The organism is Paraburkholderia sp. RL17-383-BIF-A, assembly GCF_046028015.1.
Taxonomy (GTDB): Bacteria; Pseudomonadota; Gammaproteobacteria; order Burkholderiales; family Burkholderiaceae; genus Paraburkholderia.
The window spans coordinates 1-19,987 of the sequence record NZ_JARESR010000020.1; the positions used below are offsets into that span (position 1 = coordinate 1).

General features: G+C 63.3%; 18 protein-coding genes and 1 pseudogene. 13 read left to right on the forward strand and 6 right to left on the reverse strand.

The window, feature by feature from the left end:
• Positions 1 to 123 precede the first annotated feature (123 nt).
• The 4 genes from P0D71_RS21945 to P0D71_RS21960 form a co-directional block, all read right to left on the reverse strand.
• A complete protein-coding gene (locus tag P0D71_RS21945; RefSeq protein WP_408482063.1) occupies positions 124 to 1,308 on the reverse strand; it encodes a lipocalin-like domain-containing protein in 1,185 nt (394 codons plus the stop codon).
• 137 nt (positions 1,309 to 1,445) lie between these two features.
• A complete protein-coding gene (locus P0D71_RS21950; RefSeq protein WP_408482200.1) occupies positions 1,446 to 4,022 on the reverse strand; it encodes an FtsX-like permease family protein in 2,577 nt (858 codons plus the stop codon).
• Positions 4,012 to 4,749 carry an ABC transporter ATP-binding protein gene (locus tag P0D71_RS21955; RefSeq protein WP_408482065.1) on the reverse strand — a complete coding sequence of 246 codons (738 nt, stop codon included), beginning with the start codon at positions 4,747 to 4,749 and terminating at the stop codon, positions 4,012 to 4,014. Before P0D71_RS21955 ends, P0D71_RS21950 begins: the two co-directional genes overlap by 11 nt.
• Positions 4,750 to 4,971: 222 nt before the next feature.
• On the reverse strand, positions 4,972 to 5,355 hold the full coding sequence (locus P0D71_RS21960) for a hypothetical protein (RefSeq protein ID WP_408482067.1): 384 nt from the start codon (positions 5,353 to 5,355) through the stop codon (positions 4,972 to 4,974).
• 79 nt (positions 5,356 to 5,434) lie between these two features.
• On the opposite strand from P0D71_RS21960, the gene P0D71_RS21965 reads away from it, so the two are divergent.
• From P0D71_RS21965 to cysS, 6 genes and pseudogenes are all read left to right on the forward strand, one after another.
• Complete coding sequence (locus P0D71_RS21965; RefSeq protein ID WP_408482068.1) at positions 5,435 to 6,991, forward strand: NADH-quinone oxidoreductase subunit M; 1,557 nt, start codon at positions 5,435 to 5,437, stop codon at positions 6,989 to 6,991.
• A 379-nt stretch (positions 6,992 to 7,370) separates the two neighbouring features.
• Positions 7,371 to 8,270 carry a ubiquinol oxidase subunit II gene (cyoA, locus tag P0D71_RS21970; RefSeq protein ID WP_091808717.1) on the forward strand — a complete coding sequence of 300 codons (900 nt, stop codon included), beginning with the start codon at positions 7,371 to 7,373 and terminating at the stop codon, positions 8,268 to 8,270.
• 3 nt (positions 8,271 to 8,273) lie between these two features.
• The gene (gene cyoB, locus P0D71_RS21975; RefSeq protein ID WP_408482070.1) at positions 8,274 to 10,262 is read left to right on the forward strand and encodes a cytochrome o ubiquinol oxidase subunit I; all 1,989 of its coding nucleotides are present in this window, start codon (positions 8,274 to 8,276) and stop codon (positions 10,260 to 10,262) included.
• Complete coding sequence (cyoC, locus tag P0D71_RS21980; protein ID WP_408482072.1) at positions 10,262 to 10,867, forward strand: cytochrome o ubiquinol oxidase subunit III; 606 nt, start codon at positions 10,262 to 10,264, stop codon at positions 10,865 to 10,867. Before cyoB ends, cyoC begins: the two co-directional genes overlap by 1 nt.
• Entirely contained in the window at positions 10,868 to 11,200 is a 333-nt protein-coding gene (cyoD, locus tag P0D71_RS21985; RefSeq protein ID WP_408482074.1) for a cytochrome o ubiquinol oxidase subunit IV, read from the forward strand.
• A gap of 325 nt (positions 11,201 to 11,525) precedes the next feature.
• Positions 11,526 to 12,914 (forward strand): annotated as a pseudogene (cysS, locus tag P0D71_RS21990) (cysteine--tRNA ligase).
• A 96-nt stretch (positions 12,915 to 13,010) separates the two neighbouring features.
• On the opposite strand, the gene P0D71_RS21995 reads toward cysS, so the two are convergent.
• Positions 13,011 to 13,259: a hypothetical protein gene (locus tag P0D71_RS21995; protein WP_091801618.1), complete on the reverse strand. Its 249-nt coding sequence runs from the start codon at positions 13,257 to 13,259 to the stop codon at positions 13,011 to 13,013.
• Positions 13,260 to 13,567: 308 nt separating this feature from the next.
• Here P0D71_RS21995 and P0D71_RS22000 point away from each other — a divergent pair, with 308 nt between their 5' ends.
• Positions 13,568 to 13,960: a carboxymuconolactone decarboxylase family protein gene (locus tag P0D71_RS22000; protein ID WP_408482076.1), complete on the forward strand. Its 393-nt coding sequence runs from the start codon at positions 13,568 to 13,570 to the stop codon at positions 13,958 to 13,960.
• A gap of 9 nt (positions 13,961 to 13,969) precedes the next feature.
• On the opposite strand, the gene P0D71_RS22005 is transcribed toward P0D71_RS22000, so the two are convergent.
• Positions 13,970 to 14,662, reverse strand: coding sequence for an HAD family hydrolase (locus P0D71_RS22005; protein WP_091801612.1), 693 nt, complete (start codon positions 14,660 to 14,662; stop codon positions 13,970 to 13,972).
• Positions 14,663 to 14,957: 295 nt separating this feature from the next.
• Here P0D71_RS22005 and P0D71_RS22010 point away from each other — a divergent pair, with 295 nt between their 5' ends.
• The 6 genes from P0D71_RS22010 (at position 14,958) to P0D71_RS22035 (ending at position 19,952) form a co-directional block, all read left to right on the forward strand.
• Positions 14,958 to 15,278: a YXWGXW repeat-containing protein gene (locus P0D71_RS22010; RefSeq protein WP_408482078.1), complete on the forward strand. Its 321-nt coding sequence runs from the start codon at positions 14,958 to 14,960 to the stop codon at positions 15,276 to 15,278.
• 354 nt (positions 15,279 to 15,632) lie between these two features.
• The gene (locus P0D71_RS22015) at positions 15,633 to 16,193 is read left to right on the forward strand and encodes an RNA polymerase sigma factor (protein WP_408482080.1); all 561 of its coding nucleotides are present in this window, start codon (positions 15,633 to 15,635) and stop codon (positions 16,191 to 16,193) included.
• Positions 16,190 to 16,615, forward strand: coding sequence for a hypothetical protein (locus P0D71_RS22020; RefSeq protein ID WP_408482082.1), 426 nt, complete (start codon positions 16,190 to 16,192; stop codon positions 16,613 to 16,615). Before P0D71_RS22015 ends, P0D71_RS22020 begins: the two co-directional genes overlap by 4 nt.
• Entirely contained in the window at positions 16,612 to 17,130 is a 519-nt protein-coding gene (locus P0D71_RS22025; protein ID WP_408482083.1) for a periplasmic heavy metal sensor, read from the forward strand. The genes P0D71_RS22020 and P0D71_RS22025 overlap by 4 nt, the downstream gene beginning before the upstream one ends.
• 96 nt (positions 17,131 to 17,226) lie before the next feature.
• Positions 17,227 to 18,798 carry a DUF1800 domain-containing protein gene (locus P0D71_RS22030; RefSeq protein WP_408482085.1) on the forward strand — a complete coding sequence of 524 codons (1,572 nt, stop codon included), beginning with the start codon at positions 17,227 to 17,229 and terminating at the stop codon, positions 18,796 to 18,798.
• Between the two features lie 5 nt (positions 18,799 to 18,803).
• The gene (locus P0D71_RS22035) at positions 18,804 to 19,952 is read left to right on the forward strand and encodes a DUF1501 domain-containing protein (RefSeq protein ID WP_408482087.1); all 1,149 of its coding nucleotides are present in this window, start codon (positions 18,804 to 18,806) and stop codon (positions 19,950 to 19,952) included.
• Positions 19,953 to 19,987: the final 35 nt, after the last annotated feature.

Sequence of the window (19,987 nt, forward strand, 5' to 3'; positions counted from 1 at the left end):
TGGCAAACGGCAAACGGCAAACGCCAAACGCCCCGCAGGCGCGGACGAACACGAACAGACACAAACGAACACGTGGAAAACGGCCCGGAATACGCGCGAAACTATCCACGCGAACCCGCGCCTTCACTCCCTGCCCAGCCGCACCGCCTTCGCATAGCCCGTCAGTTCCAGATACGCCCGTCCCACCTCCACGCCTGCGCGACTCACCCGCACCGCACCTTCCCAGTACATCGTGCCCGTCGATTGTCTTGAATCGAGTTCCTGATCGTTCATCAGCGGATCAAGTCGCCACTTCAGCGCGCCGGTTTTGACGGTCATCGACACCGGATAGGATGTGTTCGTGCGCGGCGAGCGCCATGTGCGCAGCGGGGCAAAGTCCACCTCGCGGGCGCCGAACGTCGTCACCTCGCCGTCGGGTTTGCGCAATACGGCGTGCGTCCACACGGCGTGTCCATCGCGACCACGAACCTTGAATGCCATCAGCGCAGAGCCGTCGTCGAGGTTGGCGCCCAGCCAATCCCATCCCACTGCATCTGCGTCGAGCAGGGTGCTCGACCATTCGTGATCGAGCCACGCCATGCCCGTTACGGCAGTCTCTCCATGCGACACATTACCCGCCACAACCGGCCGAACCACGCTGCCAGTCACACGCAATTGCGGCTCACTGTAGTAATAGCTCGCCTGCTCAGGCCGCGGACCTTTGCGTGAATAGCCGCGTTCGCCCTGAATCAAAGGGGCTTGAGTCGGCGTCAACACGAGATGCAACGAGAAGCCGTTTGCATCGACACTGACGTCGTAATGACCGTCTGCGGCGCGAATCATTTTCCATGCGTCGAGTTTGACATCGGTATTGGCTGGCTTCGCGTAAGCGAGGCCGAAGCCCTGACGTGCAATGCGCTGATCATGGGCAAGATGGCCGAGCGCTGGATCGCTCACTGCGGCATGGGCGATGATCAATTGCGCCGGCGCGAAAGCGCTCGGGTCGGCGTCGTCATGGCCGGTTGCCGAGCGGAAGAAGGTGATCTGAAAACCCAGCGGCCGATTATCCGGCGTAGTGAGCCAACCCGTCGCGTACCACCACTCGGTGCGAAAACTCGCATGCGCGCCGCTGTCCTGTGGGAGGGCGATTGCATGGTCAGGTGTTACCGCGGCGAATTCAGGCACGGCGGCGAACGAGCTCGACACGGCCAGCGTCCCGACGGACAGCCATCCGAGAACCCACTTGCCTTTGCGCCGACGGGCCAGCCAGGAGGAGTCAAGGGACGGTTCGCATGACATCTCGCGTGCGATCACGCTGTTGTTGGACATGGCTTCACCGAAAGCTGGAAGTGCGACTCGCGTCGCACGCATCCGCAAGAGCAAGCAAGACCCTCCGCTAACGAGATCCAGGCGCGCTGCCGCCATAAGCCTGATCCGCCGCGCCAATTTGCGCGAGAGAACTTGCATCACCAATCCTCCTTCACGGCGCGCACGGCATCCACCGACACGGCGCCGCGTCCCGCTATCACCGCCGTCGAACACGACGAGGCCAGCATGACCAACGCGACGATCCCCAACACCGTCCACGGCACATGCAGCGACATGCTCCAATGAAACGACTGCGGATTGACGACGAACACCAGGATCAGACTGATCGCGAAGCCCAGAACGAAGCCCATAGCAATGCCGCACGCGGTGAGCATGCCGCCTTCGAGCGCAAGGATGCCGAGCACCTGCGTGCGCGTCACGCCGACATGCCGCAGCATGCCGAACTCGCGGGCCCGTGCGAGCGTTTGCGCGGAAAACGTCGCCGCCACGCCGAACAACCCGATCACGATAGCGACTGCTTCGAGAAGATAAGTGACCGCAAAGCTGCGGTCGAAGATCACCAGCGTGCGCGCACGAATCTCACCCGGCAGCGAGAGGTCCAGCGAAGCGCCGAAGGGCAGTGCGCGCAGCCCCGCGACAACCCGCTCGACGCTCGTCCCCGGTCGAACGGTGACGGCCACATCGGTTGCGTTCGTGTCGCCGGTCAAGCGCCGGTAATCGGCGAGACGTATCTGGATCGCGCCGGTCTGCCGCGCATAATCACGCCATACGCCGGCCACCACGAACACATGCCCACGCTCGCCAAGCGGCAATTGCACACGCTGGCCTGACTTATATCCATACAGATCGACTATTGCTTCGGATACCCAAACAGGTGTTTCTTCCGCGTGAAATTCGGAAGGTGGCAGCGCGGCGCCGGTCATCTGCAGATTCGCGCCGGGATCGGCGGCGTCGATCTCACGTGCGAGCAAGGCGACGTCGGGTCGCGCAGGGTCGAGCGCGAGATGCGAGATACGGGCAAAGGCGGCGGTCTTGATGCCGGGCACGGCTGCCAGCAGGGATTGTTCATCGGGCCGCAGACCGCCGGTATCGCCGTTTGGTGCTACGCGGACATAGAGATCGGCGGAGAGCAGATGGACCAGCCAGTCTTCGACGGAAACGCGGAAGCTGGCCACCATGATGGCCATCGCGACGATCAGTGCAAAGCTCGACAGCACGCCACCCATGGCGATCGAAGCGTGCCCCGGCGCATTCGCAAGACGCGCCAAAGCCAGCGTGCTGACCGCGCCAGTGCGGCGCCGCCTGGCAACGGTACGGCTCGCCGCGCCGAAGATGAGTGCGGTCACGCGCGGCATCAGCGCAATCCCGCCGACCAGCAGCAATGCGACGGCCACGTAGCCGCCAATCGGCGCATCGAACAACGGTGGCACCTGCGTGAGCACGGCGGCGGCCAGCAGGCACAGCAAGGCGGGCCACGGTGTGGCGAGCCGCGCCAGCGCGCCTTCTTCCGCGCCTGCCTTGAGGGCCGCGGCGGGCCGCGCACGCACTGCTTCCAGCGCGGGGGCAAGACTGCCCAATACCGACACGGCGAGTCCAAGGGCGAGAAACAATGCGCTCGCCAGCGGTTCGAAGCCGACTTGCGGCTGGACTCCGGGAAAGTAGCCTCCGCCCAGGTCACTGCCGAAAAAATGCAACGCGCCGCTCGCCATTGCATAGCCGAGCGCGAGTCCCGCGAGTGAACCGAGCAGGCCGAGGAGTGCGCCTTCCATCAGAATCTGGCGCAGCAGTTGACCGCGCGTCAGTCCGAGCACACGCAACATGGCGAACTGCGCGCGGCGTCGCACGACGCTCAGTGCCTGCGTCGAAAACACGAGAAACGCGCCGGTGAACAACGCCACCAGCGCGAGGACATTCATATTGATCCGATACGCGTGGGACAGGCGATCCGTGCGGCTTTCGGCGTCACGGGTTTCGGATACGACCCACTGGCTGCCAAGCCGCGCTTGCAGATCGCGCCTGAAGCGTTCCCTGTCGACGCCGCGTTCGAGCTGCACATCGACGCGCGACAGCTTGCCGATTCTGCCGAACTTCCACTGCGCGGCGGCGATATCCATGACCGCGAGCCGCTGACCGGGCCGTGTTCTGACAATGCCACCCGCCACGCGCAAACGCACGATCGCCGTGCCGCTTCGCAGCGCCACTGTGTCGCCGGTTTTCACGTTGAGCCATTGCTGGGCTGCCGACGAGAGAAACACGGTATCGGCCGCGAGCGTATCGAATGGCCGATCCGGCGACGGCACACCGGTCAGATCGGGCGCAATCCGGCTTGCCTTGAACACGTCGATGCCGAGCACCGGCAGTGCCGCGCTCCGCTCGGGCACGGTGACATCGAGCGCGAGCACGGGGCTGGCCAGCGCGACATCGGGCGCGTTGGCGAGTTGCGGATAGATGGCTTCGTCCACCAGAGGTTGTGCGCCACGCACCTGGAGATCGGCCTCGCCCGACAGGCTGCGGGCTGCTGCGGAGAATTCGTTGAAGGCCGCGCTGTTGATCAACTGCACGGCGTAACCGAGCGCGACGCCGAGCGCGATCGTTGCAATTGCAACCAGTGCGCGCCCGCGGTGACTGCGCCACTCGGCGCCCAGCAGCCAGCGCGCGAGCACACGGTGCCCTTGTCCGCGCAGCCGGGGACGCGGCGGTGAATCAGCGGACATCATCGGCGGAAGGCGCCGGGGAGCGGGAAGCGAAGGGCGCGGCCGGCCGGGACGAAGCGTGCAGGCCGCCGTCGCTCAGAATCAGAATGCGGTCCGCAACGGCCGCGGCGGCTTCCGAATGCGTCACCATGATCGTGGCCGCGCCGGTCGCCTTGCTCTGCGCGCGAAACAGGCCGAGCACGTCGTGCGCGGTGTCGGGGTCGAGGTTGCCCGTGGGCTCGTCGGCGAGAATCAGCTTCGGACGATGCACGAGCGCTCGCGCGATCGCGACACGCTGCAATTCGCCGCCCGAGAGTTGGCGCGGGAAGTCATCACCGCGTCCGGTCAGGCCGACAGCCGCGAGCATATCGCGTGCGGCGGCAGCGGGCAGATCGTTGAGCAGGAGGGGCAGCGCCACGTTTTGCGCGAGCGTGAGGTGCGGCAACACGTGAAACGCCTGGAAGACAAAGCCGAGTTTTTGCCGGCGCAGGCGCGTTGCCGCGTTGTCGTCCAGACGCGAAACAGCGCTGCCGTCGATGATCACATCGCCGCTATCCGCGCTGTCGAGACCTGCCACGAGATTGAGCAGCGTCGATTTGCCGACGCCGGAATCGCCCATGATCGCAACGAACTCACCGGGCGCGAGCGTGAAATCCAGATGCGCCAGCACAATGCGCCCGGCGCCATATGTCTTGCAGAGTCCGCGGCACTCGAGCGCGGGAACGACGCCTTCGTCACGAAGCAGCATGCGGTTTCCGAAAAGTGAGGCCGGCGAGGGCGGCTTCCAGACAGGCGGCCGACGCGCCGCACTCATGCACGATGATCGGCGCCTGAGCCGCCGAAGTATATTCGGCTTCTGTAAGCCACGCTGAAGCTTGCGGCTCGCGTCGCGACAGGCCCGGAAAGCAGGCAACCGGTCGGTGCGTCGATATTCTTCTGCGCGGCATGCCGGATTATTTAGAGTGACGGATCAAAAATTTTTTTGTCCACCGGTGGACAAAATTTTTTCCGGATGCTGGAAATTCACGTCCTCCGCACCCCGAGCGTAGGCATCTTCTATTCCACCCTCGAACACGTGCTGGAGCGCTGCCGCAAAATTCAATAACGGGTTCTTATTTGCGCTCTTTTTCGCGTAAATTCGCCGCCCGACAGGCGTGCAAAAGGGTTTGTGCGTCTGCACATTTTTATCCATTTCGCAAGGGCGTGCGGGGCAACAATGCATTGCCAGCGCCGTTTCAGCGTTGTTGCGCTGCAAAAGTATTCTTATCTTGGTAATCTCCCACCCTCGGTCATTCGACTGCGGGTAAACGTGTAGCGGAAACCACCGCTTCGACGTCAATTTCAGCGAAACCAAGCCTACATTTCCATTTCAATGTCTTGCATTTTGAAGGCGTTGATACGGCGTTTTGTACTTCAAGTTTTTGACAGAGCACATGCCATTGCCTCTTCTTAGCCTTCTTATCTGGATCCCTATTGTCGCTGGCCTGGTCGTTTTGCGCGCCGGATCCGACGCGGCACGTGGTCGCACCCGGTGGCTCGCGCTGACCGGCGCGGTTGCGGGTTTCCTGCCGGTGATTCCGCTGGTGTCGAATTTCCGCAACGACGTCACGTCGATGCAGTTCGTCGAGAACGTCAGGTGGTCGCCCACGTTCGATATCGCCTGGCACCTGGGCGTGGATGGGATTTCGCTGTGGCTCGTCGCGCTGACCGCGCTCACCACGATCATCATCGTGGTCGCCTCGTGGGAGTCGATCACCGAGCGGACTGCCCAGTACTTCGGGGCGTTCCTGATGCTGTCGGGTTTCATGCAAGGCGTTTTCGCGTCGCTCGACGGCATGCTGTTCTTCATCTCGTTCGAAGCCACGCTGATCCCGCTCTATCTGTTGATCGGCACCTGGGGACAATCGAACCGCTCGTATGCCGCGGTGAAATTCTTCTTCGTCTCGTTCCTCGGCTCGCTGATGATGCTGATGTCGATGCTGTATCTGTATAGCCAGACGCACAGCTTCGATCTCGCGCTGTGGCGTGAGACGCACCTGGGCACCTGGCCGCAGGTCCTGATCTTCCTCGGCTTTCTCGCCGCGTTCGGTGTGAAGGTGCCGATGTGGCCGCTGCACACGTGGCTGCCGGACGTCCACCTCGACGGTCCGACCGGCGCTGCCGTGATGATCGGCATGCTGAAGCTGGGCGGCTACGGTCTGCTGCGTTTCGCGCTGCCTATCGCACCGCAGGCCAGCCACTTCTTCGCACCGATGATGATCACGCTCTCGCTGGTCGCCGTGATCTACGCGAGCCTGCTGGCACTCGTGCAAACCGACATGCGCCGTCTGCTCGCGTATTCGACCGTTGCGCACATGGGTCTCGTCACGCTCGGCCTGTTCGTATTCAACCGTATCGGCCAGGCCGGCGCGATCGTGCAGATGCTGTCGTACGGCGTGGTGTCCGGCGCCATGCTGCTGTGCACGGGCATGCTCTACGACCGCACGAAGACCGCGTCGATCGCCGAGTACGGCGGCGTCGCCAACACCATGCCGCGCTTCGCTGCTTTCGTGATGCTGTTCTCCATGGCCAACATCGGCCTGCCCGGCACGTCGGGCTTTGTCGGCGAGTTCATGGTGCTGATGGGCGCGATTCGCTTCAATTTCTGGATCGGCGCAATGGCCGCTTCGACCTTGATTCTGAGCGCGGCCTACACGTTGTGGATGTATAAGCGCGTGATCTTCGGCGCGATCGCTAACGCGCGCGTAGCGAACCTCAAGGATCTCGGCACGCGCGAATTCGTGCTGCTCGGCGCGATGGCATTGCTGGTGCTCGCGATCGGTATCAATCCGAAGCCGTTCACCGACGCGATCGATCCGTCGGTCGGCACGCTGCTGGCTCAATCGGAGCGCTCGGTTCATCCGTCGGAGACTGCGCCTGCTGAAGGCGACGAGCATCTGCAGGCGGCGGCGCCGGCACTCGTGTCTTCGAAGACGCGCTCGCCGGGCTGATTGACGGGCGACTTCGCAGTTGCAGCATTCGCCCGGCGAATGTTTGCTTGGCCGTTGCGTGTTTGTTCTTTCTGCATCAAGTCTCTATGTGTATCATGCGCGGCGCGGCCATTCAGGCCGCGTCGCTTTTTGTTTGTTTTAGTGCTTGTTTAAAGGGGTGTTTTGATTCGCGGATTTCCCGATGCTCTGCAACGGAGCATCGCAACCGTTCAGCTGCGCAACAGGTGTGCGGCAACGTGTCGCACGGTATTGCGGCGCAATAGATCGTTGCAAAAATGAGGGTTTATCGCGGCAAATCGTCACTCTATTATGCGAGCGCTTACTATTGGGAGAGCGGTCGAATGACGTTCGTTGATGCCGTAAAGAAGAGGCCATGCTTATGAAAGGAAAGACTCTGCGAGGGTCGTTAAGTTTCCTTTCCGCCGGCCTCGTGTTGTTGCTCTCGGGTTGCAGCAACCTCGATATTCTGAATCCGAAGGGGAGTGTGGGTCTGGCGGAACGTGAGCTGATTGCCACGTCCACCTGGGCCATGCTGATCGTGGTCGTTCCGGTGATTGCGCTGACGCTGCTGTTCGCGTGGCGTTACCGCGCGTCGAACAAGAACGCGGAATACCGTCCGGGTTGGGTGCATTCCACGGGTATCGAAATCGCCATCTGGACGATTCCGACGCTGATCATTCTGTTCCTCGCCGTGTTGACGTGGAAAACCACGCACGAACTCGATCCGTATAAGCCGCTCGAGTCGAACGTGAAGCCGATCAACGTCGAAGTCGTCGCGCTCGACTGGAAGTGGCTGTTCATCTATCCGGACCTCGGTATCGCGTCGGTGAACCAGCTGGCGTTCCCGGTCGGCACGCCGGTGAACTTCGTGATCACGTCGGACACGGTGATGAACTCGTTCTTCATTCCGCAACTCGGCGGCCAGATCTACGCAATGGCGGGTATGCAAACGCGTCTGCATCTGATCGCGGACGAAGCCGGCGACTACGCGGGCACCGCGGCGAACTTCAGCGGCAAGGGTTTCTCGGACATGAAATTCCGTGCGCTCGCCACGACGCCTGAAGGATTCAACGCGTGGGTTGCGAAAGTGCGCGCTTCGTCGGACAACCTCAGCATGGACCGTTACCAGACGGTATCCGCGCCGACCGAGAAGGAGCCTGTGCGCTATTTCTCCACGGTCGATCCGAAGCTCTTTCACAACATCATTGCCCGATACAACAACGGTAACGTCCTCGACAACATGAAGGACGCCAACTGTGCGCCAAAGGGTAAGGGGTAACGCATGTTCGGCAAACTCTCACTAGACTCGATTCCGTACCACGAGCCGATCATCATGGTGACGGCCGTGATGATCGCCCTCGGCGGTGCGACGGTCCTGGGTCTGATCACCTATTTCGGCAAGTGGCGCTATCTGTGGACCGAGTGGCTCACGTCGGTGGACCACAAGAAGCTTGGCGTGATGTACATCGTGGTCGCGCTGATCATGCTGTTCCGCGGCTTTGCTGACGCGATCATGATGCGTCTGCAACAGGCGCTCGCTTATGCGAACCCGGGCTACCTGCCGCCGCATCACTACGACCAGGTGTTCACGGCGCACGGCGTCATCATGATTTTCTTCATGGCGATGGCCTTCATGATCGGCCTGATGAACATCATCGTGCCGTTGCAGATCGGCGCACGCGACGTCGCGTTCCCGTTCATCAACTCGCTCTCGTTCTGGATGACCGCGGTCAGCGCGATCCTGATCAACATCTCGCTCGTGATCGGTGAATTCGCGCAAACCGGCTGGCTGGCTTATCCGCCGCTCTCCGAATTGCAGTTCAGTCCGGGTGTCGGGGTCGACTATTACCTGTGGAGCTTGCAGCTCTCCGGTATCGGCACCTTGCTGACCGGCGTGAACTTCTTCGCGACTATCGTGAAGATGCGCGCACCGGGCATGACGTTCATGAAGATGCCGGTGTTCACGTGGACCGCGCTTTGCACCAACGTACTGATCATGGCGTCGTTCCCGATTCTGACCGTGACGCTCGCGTTGCTGGGTCTGGACCGCTACCTCGGCATGCACTTCTTCACGAACGACGGTGGCGGCAACGCCATGATGTACCTGAACCTGATCTGGGCGTGGGGTCACCCCGAGGTGTACATCCTGATCCTGCCGGCGTTCGGTATCTTCTCGGAAGTCGTGGCGACCTTCGCCAAGAAGCCGCTGTTCGGCTACAAGACGATGGTGTGGGCGACTTGCGCGATCATGGTGCTGTCGTTCCTCGTGTGGCTGCATCACTTCTTCACGATGGGTTCGGGCGCGGACGTCAACGCGTTCTTCGGTATCGCCACCATGGTGATTGCGATTCCGACCGGCGTGAAAGTGTTCAACTGGCTGTTTACGATCTACAAGGGCCGTCTGACATTTACGCCGCCGATCCTGTGGACCATCGGTTTCATGATTACCTTCACGATCGGCGGTATGACCGGCGTGATGATGGCAATCCCGGGCGCGGACTTCGTGCTGCACAACAGCCTGTTCCTGATTGCTCACTTCCACAACGTGATCATTGGTGGCGTGCTGTTCGGTTATCTGGCCGGTTTCAACTACTGGTTCCCGAAGGCGTTCGGTTTCAAGCTGAACGAAAAGCTGGGCAAGGCATCGTTCTGGTTCTGGCAGATCGGCTTCTGGGTGGCGTTCACGCCGCTGTACGTGCTCGGCTTCATGGGCATGACGCGCCGTATCAACCACTATGACAACCCGCTGTGGCACCCGTGGCTGATTCTGGCCGCTGGTGGTGCTGCGCTGATCGCTATCGGTATCGCGTTGCAGGTGTTGCAGATCGTCGTCAGCATTCGCGACCGCAATCTGCCGCAGAATCGCGACCTCACGGGCGATCCGTGGGACGGCCACACGCTGGAATGGGCAATGAGCTCGCCGCCGCCGGTCTATAACTTCGCGATCATTCCGACGGTACACAAGCTCGACGCGTTCACCGACATGAAGTCGCGCAAGGGTAAGGAAGCGAAGCCGGTGTACCGCGACATTCATATGCCGTCGAATACGTCGGCGGGTGTGATTGCCGGTCTGTTCTCGCTGGTGCTCGGTTTCGCCGCTGTCTGGCACATCTGGTGGCTCGCGATCGTCGGCCTGGTCGGCGCGGTCGGCACCGTGATCGTCTACAGCTTCCAGAAGAACGAAGGCTATTACATCCCGGCCGCTACGGTCGCGGAGATCGAAGAGAAACGCTCTGGCGCTGGTGCGCGGGTCGCGTTGGAGGTGGAGTGATGTTAACCAAGACTATTGATGCCGGCTCGCATCACGACGCGGACCACGTGCCGTCGCAATCGGTGTTCGGTTTCTGGCTGTATCTGATGACCGACTGCATCATCTTCGCGGCGCTGTTCGCCGTGTTCGCGGTGATGAGCCACCAGTTCGCGGGTGGCCCGAGCGGCAAGGATCTGTTCGAGATTCTGGGCGTAGCGCTCGAAACGACGATGCTGCTCCTGAGCAGCATTACGTACGGCTTCGCGATGCTCGGCGCGCACAAGAAGCGCAAGGGCGTGTTGCTGTTCTGGCTCGCCGTGACCTTCCTGCTCGGTCTCACGTTTCTCGTACTGGAACTGCGCGAGTTCTCGCACCTGATCGCCGAAGGCGCCGGCCCGAGCCGCAGCGCGTTCCTGTCGTCGTTCTTCACGCTGGTCGGCACGCACGGTTTGCACGTCACGTGCGGCCTGATCTGGATGGTGGTGCTCGCCATTCAGGTGATCAGCCATCGCGACCTGACTGAACGCGACATGATTCGCCTGACGTGCCTGAGCCTTTTCTGGCACTTTCTGGACGTCGTGTGGATCGGCGTCTTCACCTTTGTCTATCTTGCGAGCGTGATCTAAATGGACCATAGCCATAACGCACACGCAGGCGAAAGTCACGGCAGCATCGGCAGCTATACGACGGGTTTCATTCTCTCCGTCATTCTGACGGTCGCGGCTTTCGGCCTCGTCATGACGGGGACGTTGACGGGCGAGCATGCGTTGCTCGCGATTGCGGGCCTCGCGTTCGTGCAGATCGTCGTGCACCTGATTTTCTTCCTGCACATGAATACGTCGTCCGAGCAGCGCTGGAATGTGATGGCGTTTGCCTTCACGGTGCTCACCGCGATCATCGTGATCGGCGGCACGTTGTGGGTCATGCACAACGTCAGCATGCACATGATGTCCCGCTAGACCGATAGTTGGATCGATCGGAAAGAAACCCCGCAAGGCTAAAGTCTTGCGGGGTTTTTTGTCGTGGCGGGCGCATGCGCGTTATCCGTTCGGGCGACCCGGACGATTGACCGGACCCGTCAACCCGCGTTAGCATCGTTTCCATGAACGCTACTGTCCCCTCCCGTCCGCATTCTTTGCGCGCATGCTGTTACGGCCTGCCGAGGGGAGCTTGCGCCTAGCGAGTCGATCTGCACACGTCCGTATCCCTGAGGCCACCCGTCACACGACCGGTGGCCTTTTTGCTTTTGAACACGCTTGACCACCCAGTGCCGGGAGGAATCTCATGCCGCTTCGTCTGTACGACACCTGGTCGCGCGCCGTGCGCGAATTCACGCCGATTCATCCCGATCATGTCGGCTTGTATGGTTGCGGGCCGACCGTGTACGACCACGCGCATATCGGCAATCTCCGGACCTACGTGTTCGAAGACGTGCTACGGCGCGCGTTGATGCTCGACGGCTATACCGTGAGACATGTGGTCAACATCACCGACGTCGGCCATCTGGTTTCCGATGCGGATGAAGGCGAAGACAAGATGGAGAAGGGCAGCCGCCGCACCGGCGAGTCGGCCTGGGCGATCGCCGCGCGGTATACGGCGGCGTTCATGAACGACTGGCGCGCACTCAACCTTCTGGAGCCTGCCGTGTGGTGCCGTGCGACCGATCACATCGCCGAACAGATCGACTTTATCGCGGATCTCGAACGTAACGGGTACACGTATCGCACTGTCGACGGCATCTATTTCGACACGAGCCGGCAAGATGATTACGGCTATCTGGCGCGTCTGAACGTGGCGGGCTTGCAGGCGGGAAAACGTGTTGCCTCCGGCGAAAAACGGCACGCGACCGACTTCGCGCTATGGAAGTTCAGCCCGCCCGGCGCCGCCCGGCAAATGGAGTGGGAAAGCCCGTGGGGGCGCGGTTTTCCCGGCTGACATATCGAGTGCTCGGCGATGTCCGCGAAATATCTGGGGCCGTGGTTCGACATTCATTGCGGCGGCGAAGATCACATTCCCGTGCATCACAGCAACGAGATCGCGCAGACCCAGGCACGCCACGGCACGCGCCTTGCCAACTTCTGGATGCACGGCCATTTCCTTTTGCTGGACGCGGGCAGGATGTCGAAGTCGAGCGGCGATTTCGTGCGCTTGCAGACGTTGATCGAGCGCGGCAACGATCCGCTTGCGTACCGCTATCTATGCCTTGGTGCGCACTACCGAAGCAGCCTGCGTTTCAACGACGCCGCGCTGGACGCCGCACAAGCCGCGTTGGATCGTTTGCGCAGAACCTATGTGAAATGGCCGCAAGGCGGCACACCGGACGCGCAAAGCGTCGCGCGCTTCAAGACCGAGGTCGATTGCGACCTGAACCTGCCGCGCGCGCTCGCGGTGTTATGGGATGTGGTCAGAAGCGATCTGCCGGCGGCGACGCGAAGGGCGACAGTCGATCGCTTCGATGCCGTGCTCGGCTTGGGTCTCGCCGACTGGCGAGACGATGATGCGTTGGAGATTCCCGCGGATATGGCGGCCTTGGCGGACGAACGCGCAAAAGCACGCGCGGCGAAGCAATGGGCCGAAGCAGACCGTTTGCGTGAGGTGTTGATGGCCGGCGGCTGGCTGGTCGAAGACAGTGCAAGCGGCCAGACACTGAGGCAGCGAGACAGGAGCCGATAGCGCGTCAGGCGGCGTGACGGAGGCGCTCAGACTCGCGCACTCGCCACGCCACGGCGCAGGCTTTCCACGCCGCTTCCATCGGGCCGTGCCGGCGCATTACAGCGGCACGATGGTCGGTTCCGAATGCGACGGCAGCTTGCCAAACGGGAAGTAGACCGGTCCGCAGCCGGGATGAACCGGCGGACACGGATTCCAACCGCGTCGAACGAACACCGGCTGCAATTCGCCGGGGCACACGGACGGCGCTTCACGAGTCAGGCAAGCCATGCCGCCGCGAATGGATAGCGACGCCGCACGGTCGAGGTCTTCGGTACGGGCCAGGTCTTTGAGGACGAGCGTTTTCATGGTGGATCTCCAACGGAGTGAGTGGATCGAAGAGAACGGTGATTGCCGCACTCAAGCCGATCGATTGCACACACCGTGCCATCGGCGTCAAAGCGGCGTGCCGCGTGCGTCTGCGCGATCTTTCGAGGCATGTGTGATGGAAGCCGGCCAACTGGCTGCAGGCTGGTGTCGGCGGTTCGCCGACTTCTGTTGGCGAGGCGTACAGGCGTGAAGTCCGCGGAAAATCACGGCACAATAGACGGCCACCATGAACCGCGCGCATGGCGCGCGCAGTTCGCCGATTTTCGTCAGCAAGGTAGGGAGAACCCATGAGCCAGCTCAAAGCCGTCGAGTATTCCGCGGCGTCGCCGGAAGTCAAAGCCGTCTACGACGATATCAAACAGACCCGTCAGGTCGAAGACGTCAACAATTTCTGGAAGTACATCGCCCAACATCCGCCTACGCTCGCGCGCACGTGGGAGAGTCTGAAGGATGTGATGGCGCCCGGAGCACTCGATCCGCTGATCAAGGAACTGCTCTACGTCGCGGTGAGCGTGACGAACAACTGTGGCTACTGCGTGGCGAGCCATACGGCGGCCGCGCGCCGCGCCGGCATGACCGACGAGATGTTCGGCGAATTGCTCGCGGTAGTGGGCATGGCCAACGAAACAAACCGGCTCGCGGTAGGCTACCGCGTGCCGATCGATCCGGCGTTCGAGTAGCCGCGGCAGTTAGCGCGAGACGCTGCGCCATCCCGCGAGCAAGGCGGGAAGCTCGGCCATGTCCCTGAACACGTGCACGGCACCGGCGCCGTGCAACGCGGTCGCGCTGCTGTGGCCGAGTTCGACCGGGCAATAGCCGAACACCGTGGCGCCCGCTGCAACCCCCGCCGTCGCGCCCGTCACGGTATCTTCGACCACGGCACAGCGCGCCGGGTCCACGCCAAGACCGGCAGCCGCGGCGAGGTACACATCGGGATAGGGCTTGCTGCGGGGCATTTCGTGGCCGCTGAAAATGCGTCCTTCGAAGCAATCGAGTATCCCGGCCTTCACGAGTTGCAGTTCGACCTTGATCCGGTCCGCGCCGGATGCGACCGCGATGCGTCCATCGAGCGACGCATGCAACTCGCGCACAGCCAGAGGCGCGCCGGAAATCGCGCTCAGTTCGAGATCCAGCGCCGCATTGCGGCGCGCGCGAAACTGCATGAGCCAGTCAGTCGTGATCGCAAAGCCGGTGCGCGCTTCGATCAGCGCGGCTTCGTCCCTGACGGCTTTGCCGACGAAAATACGCATCGTCTCTTCGACGCTCAATGGCCAGCCGAGCTCGCCGAGCATTTCGGTGAGCACACGGTTGGTGATGGGTTCGGAATCGACGAGCACGCCGTCGCAGTCGAAGAGTACGGCGTCGAAAGGGAAATCGGCCATCGGGCAGGGGAGGTGCAGAGGTTGCGGAACCGGCAAGGATACCTCACCGGCTCGCGCGCCTTACCGAAGGCATCGTTTTTTATTCATTTGCATAACGCTTGCTGTCGTTCTGCTGACGCCACAAGCGATGCGCGAACGGCTGCGACTCTGCGTCTCGCGTCTCAGCGCGAGTTTTCACGCATCCTTCTTCCCTTTTGAATTTTTCAAACGACGCGCAGCGACGGGTTTTTCCCGCCGCTGCGTTCAAGAAGAAACGAAGCCGCTTGCGGCCTCGGCTTTCATGGGAGAAACCAGCATGACATCCACCAAACCCGTTCGTCTTTTCACCTCCGTGCTGACGGCCGCGCTGACCTGCGCCGCCTCGCTCACGGCCGCGCCGGCCTTCGCGCAGGCCGTGATCGTCGCGCCGATGGCGCCGCCGCCGCCTCGCGTGGAAGTGGTACCGGCACCGCGCGCCGGTTATGTATGGGATCAAGGCCGCTGGCGTTGGGATCAGGGGCGGTATGTCTGGGTGCCCGGCCACTGGCAGCGGGTGCGCGTCGGTTATCACTGGGTGCCTGGGCATTGGGTGCAGCGCGGGCCCAACTGGCGCTGGATCGAAGGCCACTGGGCATGACCGGAGGGCGCTTCTGCGCTCGACGTTCCGTGACGTGCTGCATTCTTCACTCAGGCGGATCGCTATGAAAACGCTTCTGATAATGCTGCTGGCGGCCACGCTCGCCGGCTGTGTGGTGTATCCCGCGCGGCCGGCCTACTATCGGCCGGCGGTCGTCGTATATTGACCATGGACGGGGACGGCAAGACGCCGTCTCCGCGATCCGCGCGCTGTTCGATCAGGTGCGCGCACAACGATCCGAATGAGGGGAAGCCCGCATGAGATGCCTCGAAAGGAGCGGCACCAGGTGACCGAGGTTCGTCTTGCGACGCGGTCCATGTGGTGCGATGAACTCGCGCCGCGGAGCGTCTTGCCTTGAGCGAACGCGATCCCGACGCGGAACTGCTCGAACAGATCGGCCGGCAAGATCCGGCCGCCGTCCGTTCGCTCGTCTCGCGCAAGCTGCCGCGTCTGCTGGCGCTCGCCACGCGCATGCTGGGCGATCGCATGGAAGCGGAAGACGTGGCGCAGGAGGTGTTCGTGCGGATCTGGAAACAGGCGTCGCGCTGGCGGGAAGGGGAGGCGAAATTCGACACGTGGATTCATCGCGTCGCGCTCAATCTCTGCTATGACCGGCTGCGCGGTCGGCGTGAAGATCCGCACGACGAGATGCCGGAAGAAATCGATCCCGCCGCGCTTCCCGAGGTAGGTCTCGAAGCACGTGCGCAGGAGCAGCGGGTTCGCGACGCACTCGCGGCGTTGCCGCCACGGCAGCGCGAGGCGCTCGTGCTCAACTACTACCAGGAAATGTCGAACATCGATGCCGCGGCCCTGATGGGCATCACCGTCGATGCGTTGGAAAGTCTGCTGGCCCGCGCGCGCCGCAATCTGCGTGCTCAACTGGCCGGCAGCGGCCTTAGCAAGGACAAGTCATGACGCCCGAAAGATTCCATCAGATCGTCGAGGCCTACGGTGCCGAGCCGCGCCGCTGGCCGCAACAGGACCGCGCGGCGGCACAGGCGTGGGCCGAAGCGCATCGCGAGCAAGCCGACGCGTTGCTCGCGCAGGCGGCCGGCGTCGATGCATGGCTCGCCGCCGACAAGGTCACCCCGCCCGGCGCGGCCCTGTTCGAGCGCGTGCTGGACGCTGCGCCGGGTCGCCGGACTGTGCCACGGCGGCGCTTGTGGTGGTCGGGCGCGGCGATAGCGGGCGTTGGACTGATGGGCGGCGTGGCCGGCGCGCTTGCGGTGTCGTTCTTCGTTCTGGCGGGCGCGGCGCAGCAGGTCTCGCCAGTCCATGAGTCATCCTATTTAACTTCGAGCTTTGGTGGTTCGTCCGCCGATTGGAGCGACGAATGAACGGCCGGACCTGGAAAATCGTGCTGGTCGCCTCGCTGGTGCTGAACGTGTTTCTGGTGGGCGCGATCGTCGGTGGTGCTTATCAATGGTTTGCCGCGCGCGGCGCGGTGGCGCCGGTGCTGGCGCAACAGCGCGCGCTGCGCTTCGCGGCGCAAACGCTGTCCGCCGACCGCCAGAAGGCTTTCGTCGACAGCCTGAGGGACGCCCGCCGCGAAGGCCGGCAATATGCTCGCGACGGTCGTGAAGGGCGTCGCGACGTGTTGCGTCTGCTGGCGGCCCCACAGTTCGATCGCGCGGCGCTCGATGCCGCGCTCGCCCGCACGCGCGACGCGGACAGCCGCCTGCGCGCGCAAGTGGAAGGCAGTGTGGCGGATTTCGCGGCGACGTTGTCGCCCGAGGAGCGTGTCCGGTTCGCCGACAGCCTGAAACTGCGCGGGCAGTGGCGCGAACCCCAGCCGGCGGCGAGTGCGAAGAAGCCGGCAAATCAGGCATCGAGCGAAGCTTCTGGCGATTAAGAAGCAACAGCAAAAAACAGCCACACAGCGCGGGCGTTCGCGACGGATTTGCCCGAGGCAGCCGTTTAAAGACTATCCAAAGCCGAAGAGGATGGTATGGCCAACTCACCGAACCTGAACGCGGCAGCGATCGCGCTGAATCGCTTCGGCCTGGGCGCGCGCGCCGACGATACGCCTCCCGCCGACCCGAAAGCGTGGCTACTCGCCCAGCTCGAACAGTACCAGGCGCGGCCGGCCGCGTGGGCGAGTCAGCCGGACTCGGTGGCGCTTTCAACCGAGTTGCTGCAGCAGCGCATGCAGTTCACCCAGCAGGCTCGCCAGAATGCGGGCGAGGGCGCGGCGAGCCAATCCGCGATCGGGCGCAATTCGGCGCAGCCTGAGGCGAGAACAAACGCTCAACGCGACGCGCAATCCAGCTCCCGAGCTAACGCGCAAGCCAACGCCCAAGCCGCGACCCAGGCAAACGCTCAAACTGCGAGACAAGCCGAACGAAAAGCCATGCGTGGTGAAATACTCGACCTGTACCGCTCATCCGTGAATGCCCGGGTGACGAGTGCATTGACCACGCCGACGCCGTTCGTCGAGCGGCTCGTGCATTTCTGGGCCAACCACTTCGCGATATCCACCGAGAAGCCGGGCGTCGCCGCACTGGCGGGCGCATTCGAGGCCGAAGCAATTCGTCCGCATGTGCTGGGTCGCTTTGAAGACATGCTGGTGGCCGTGGAACGTCATCCGGCCATGCAACTGTTTCTCGACCAGACGCGCTCGGTAGGGCCGGACAGCATGGCGGCCCTGCGTGCCGCACAGCGTAATCCGGATCGCAAACGCGGCCTGAACGAAAACCTGGCGCGCGAGATCATGGAACTGCACACGCTCGGCGTGCGCAGCGGCTACACCCAGGACGATGTCACCGAATTTGCCCGCGCGCTAACGGGCTGGAGTGTCGCGGGCAACCCGGCCAATGTCGGCAACGCGGGCCGGATAGCGATGCGGCAGAGCGCGGCGCCGGGCACCTTCGTGTTTCGCGCCGCACTGCATGAGCCTGGCTCGCGGACCCTCATGGGCCGCCGCTACGACCAGCCCGGAGAAGAGCAGGCGCTCGCCATCCTGCATGACCTCGCAAGTGCGCCTGCGACCGCGCGGCATATCGGCGGCAAACTGGCCCGTCATTTTGTCGCTGACAATCCTCCGCCCGGCGTGAGCGAGCGGCTCGCCAGTGCGTTCGAGCGCAGCGGCGGCGATCTGCCGGCCGTGTACCGGGCGTTGATCGAAATGCCGCAAGCGTGGTCGCCCACTGCCGTGAAGTTCAAGACGCCATGGGAATGGACCATTTCGTCGATGCGCGGACTCGGCTGGCGCGACCTCGGCAGCCAGCAGGCGGCCCCGATTCTTACCCAGCTCGGCCAGCCGGTGTGGCGGCCGGGGTCGCCGGCCGGCTACGACGACATCGCGGCAAGTTGGGCCGCGCCCGACGCGCTCGTGCGCCGGGTCGAAGTGGCGCAGCGTTTCGCCGCGCGTGTCGGCGACCGGCTCGACGCCCGCTCGCTCGGCCAGACCTGGTTCGCCGGTTCGCTCAGTGCGCCGACGGCGACTGCGGTGTCTCGCGCTGAAAGTGCGTCCACGGCGATCGCGCTGTTACTGGTCTCGCCGGATTTCCAACGGAGATGAATGCCATGCTGTCACGCCGCAAGTTTCTGAGCGTCGCCGCTGCCGGCGCGGGCGCGATGCTCGTGTCGCCGCGGATCGCGTTCGCAAGCGTCGCCACCGAGCGCCGCTTCGTGTTCGTGATCCAGCGCGGCGCCGCCGACGGTCTGAACATCGTCGTCCCCTACGCCGAACCCGCCTACGCCACACTGCGTGGCGCGCTCGCCATCGACACCTCGAACGCGCCGCGTCTGAACGGCACCTTCGCTTTGCATCCAGCGATGGCGCAGATCGGCGCGATGTATGCGGACCAGCAGGCGCTGTTCGTACACGCGGTGGCGTCGCCGTATCGGGACCGCTCGCACTTCGACGGACAGAACGTGCTCGAGACCGGCGGTACGTCGCCGTATCAGATGAAAGACGGCTGGCTGAACCGGCTCGTCACGCAGTTGCCCGCCACGCGCGAGAATGCGATTGCATTCGCGCCGACCGTGCCGATGGCGTTGCGCGGCGCGGCGGGTGTGACGTCGTATGCGCCCTCGGCGTTGCCGCAAGCGCCCGATGATCTGCTCGCGCGCGTTTCGCAACTCTACGACCAGGACGCGCAGTTGCGCCCGTTGTGGGAGTCGGCGATGACCGCGCGCGGCCTTGCCGGCGACGCCGGCGCGCGCCAGGATCCGGCGAGCCTCGGCAAGCTCGCTGCCGGCTTCCTGGCGCGCGAGAACGGCCCACGCATCGCGATGATCGAAACCGGCGGCTGGGACACACATAGCGCGCAGAACGCACGCCTCGCCAATCAGTTGAAGGCGCTCGATACGATGCTCGCCGCGTTGCGCGACGGCATGGGTCCATTGTGGAGCAAGACCACCGTGCTGGTCGCGACGGAGTTCGGCAGAACCGCCGCGGCCAACGGCACGGGCGGCACCGATCATGGCACGGGCTCGGTGGCGATGGTGCTGGGCGGCTCGGTGCGGGGCGGACGAGTGATCGCCGACTGGCCGGGTCTCGCGCCTCACAACCTTTACGAAGCGCGCGATCTCAAACCAACGACTTCGCTCGATGCGCTGATCGCCGGCACTGCGAGTGAAAGCCTCGGACTCGATCCACAGCGTACGGCGGCTGTGCTGTTTGGCCAGACGGCGGCGGGGCGGCCGTTGGCAGGCATCGTGCGAGCTTAGTGTGGCGAGCGGACCTCGGGCAGATACGCCGTGCG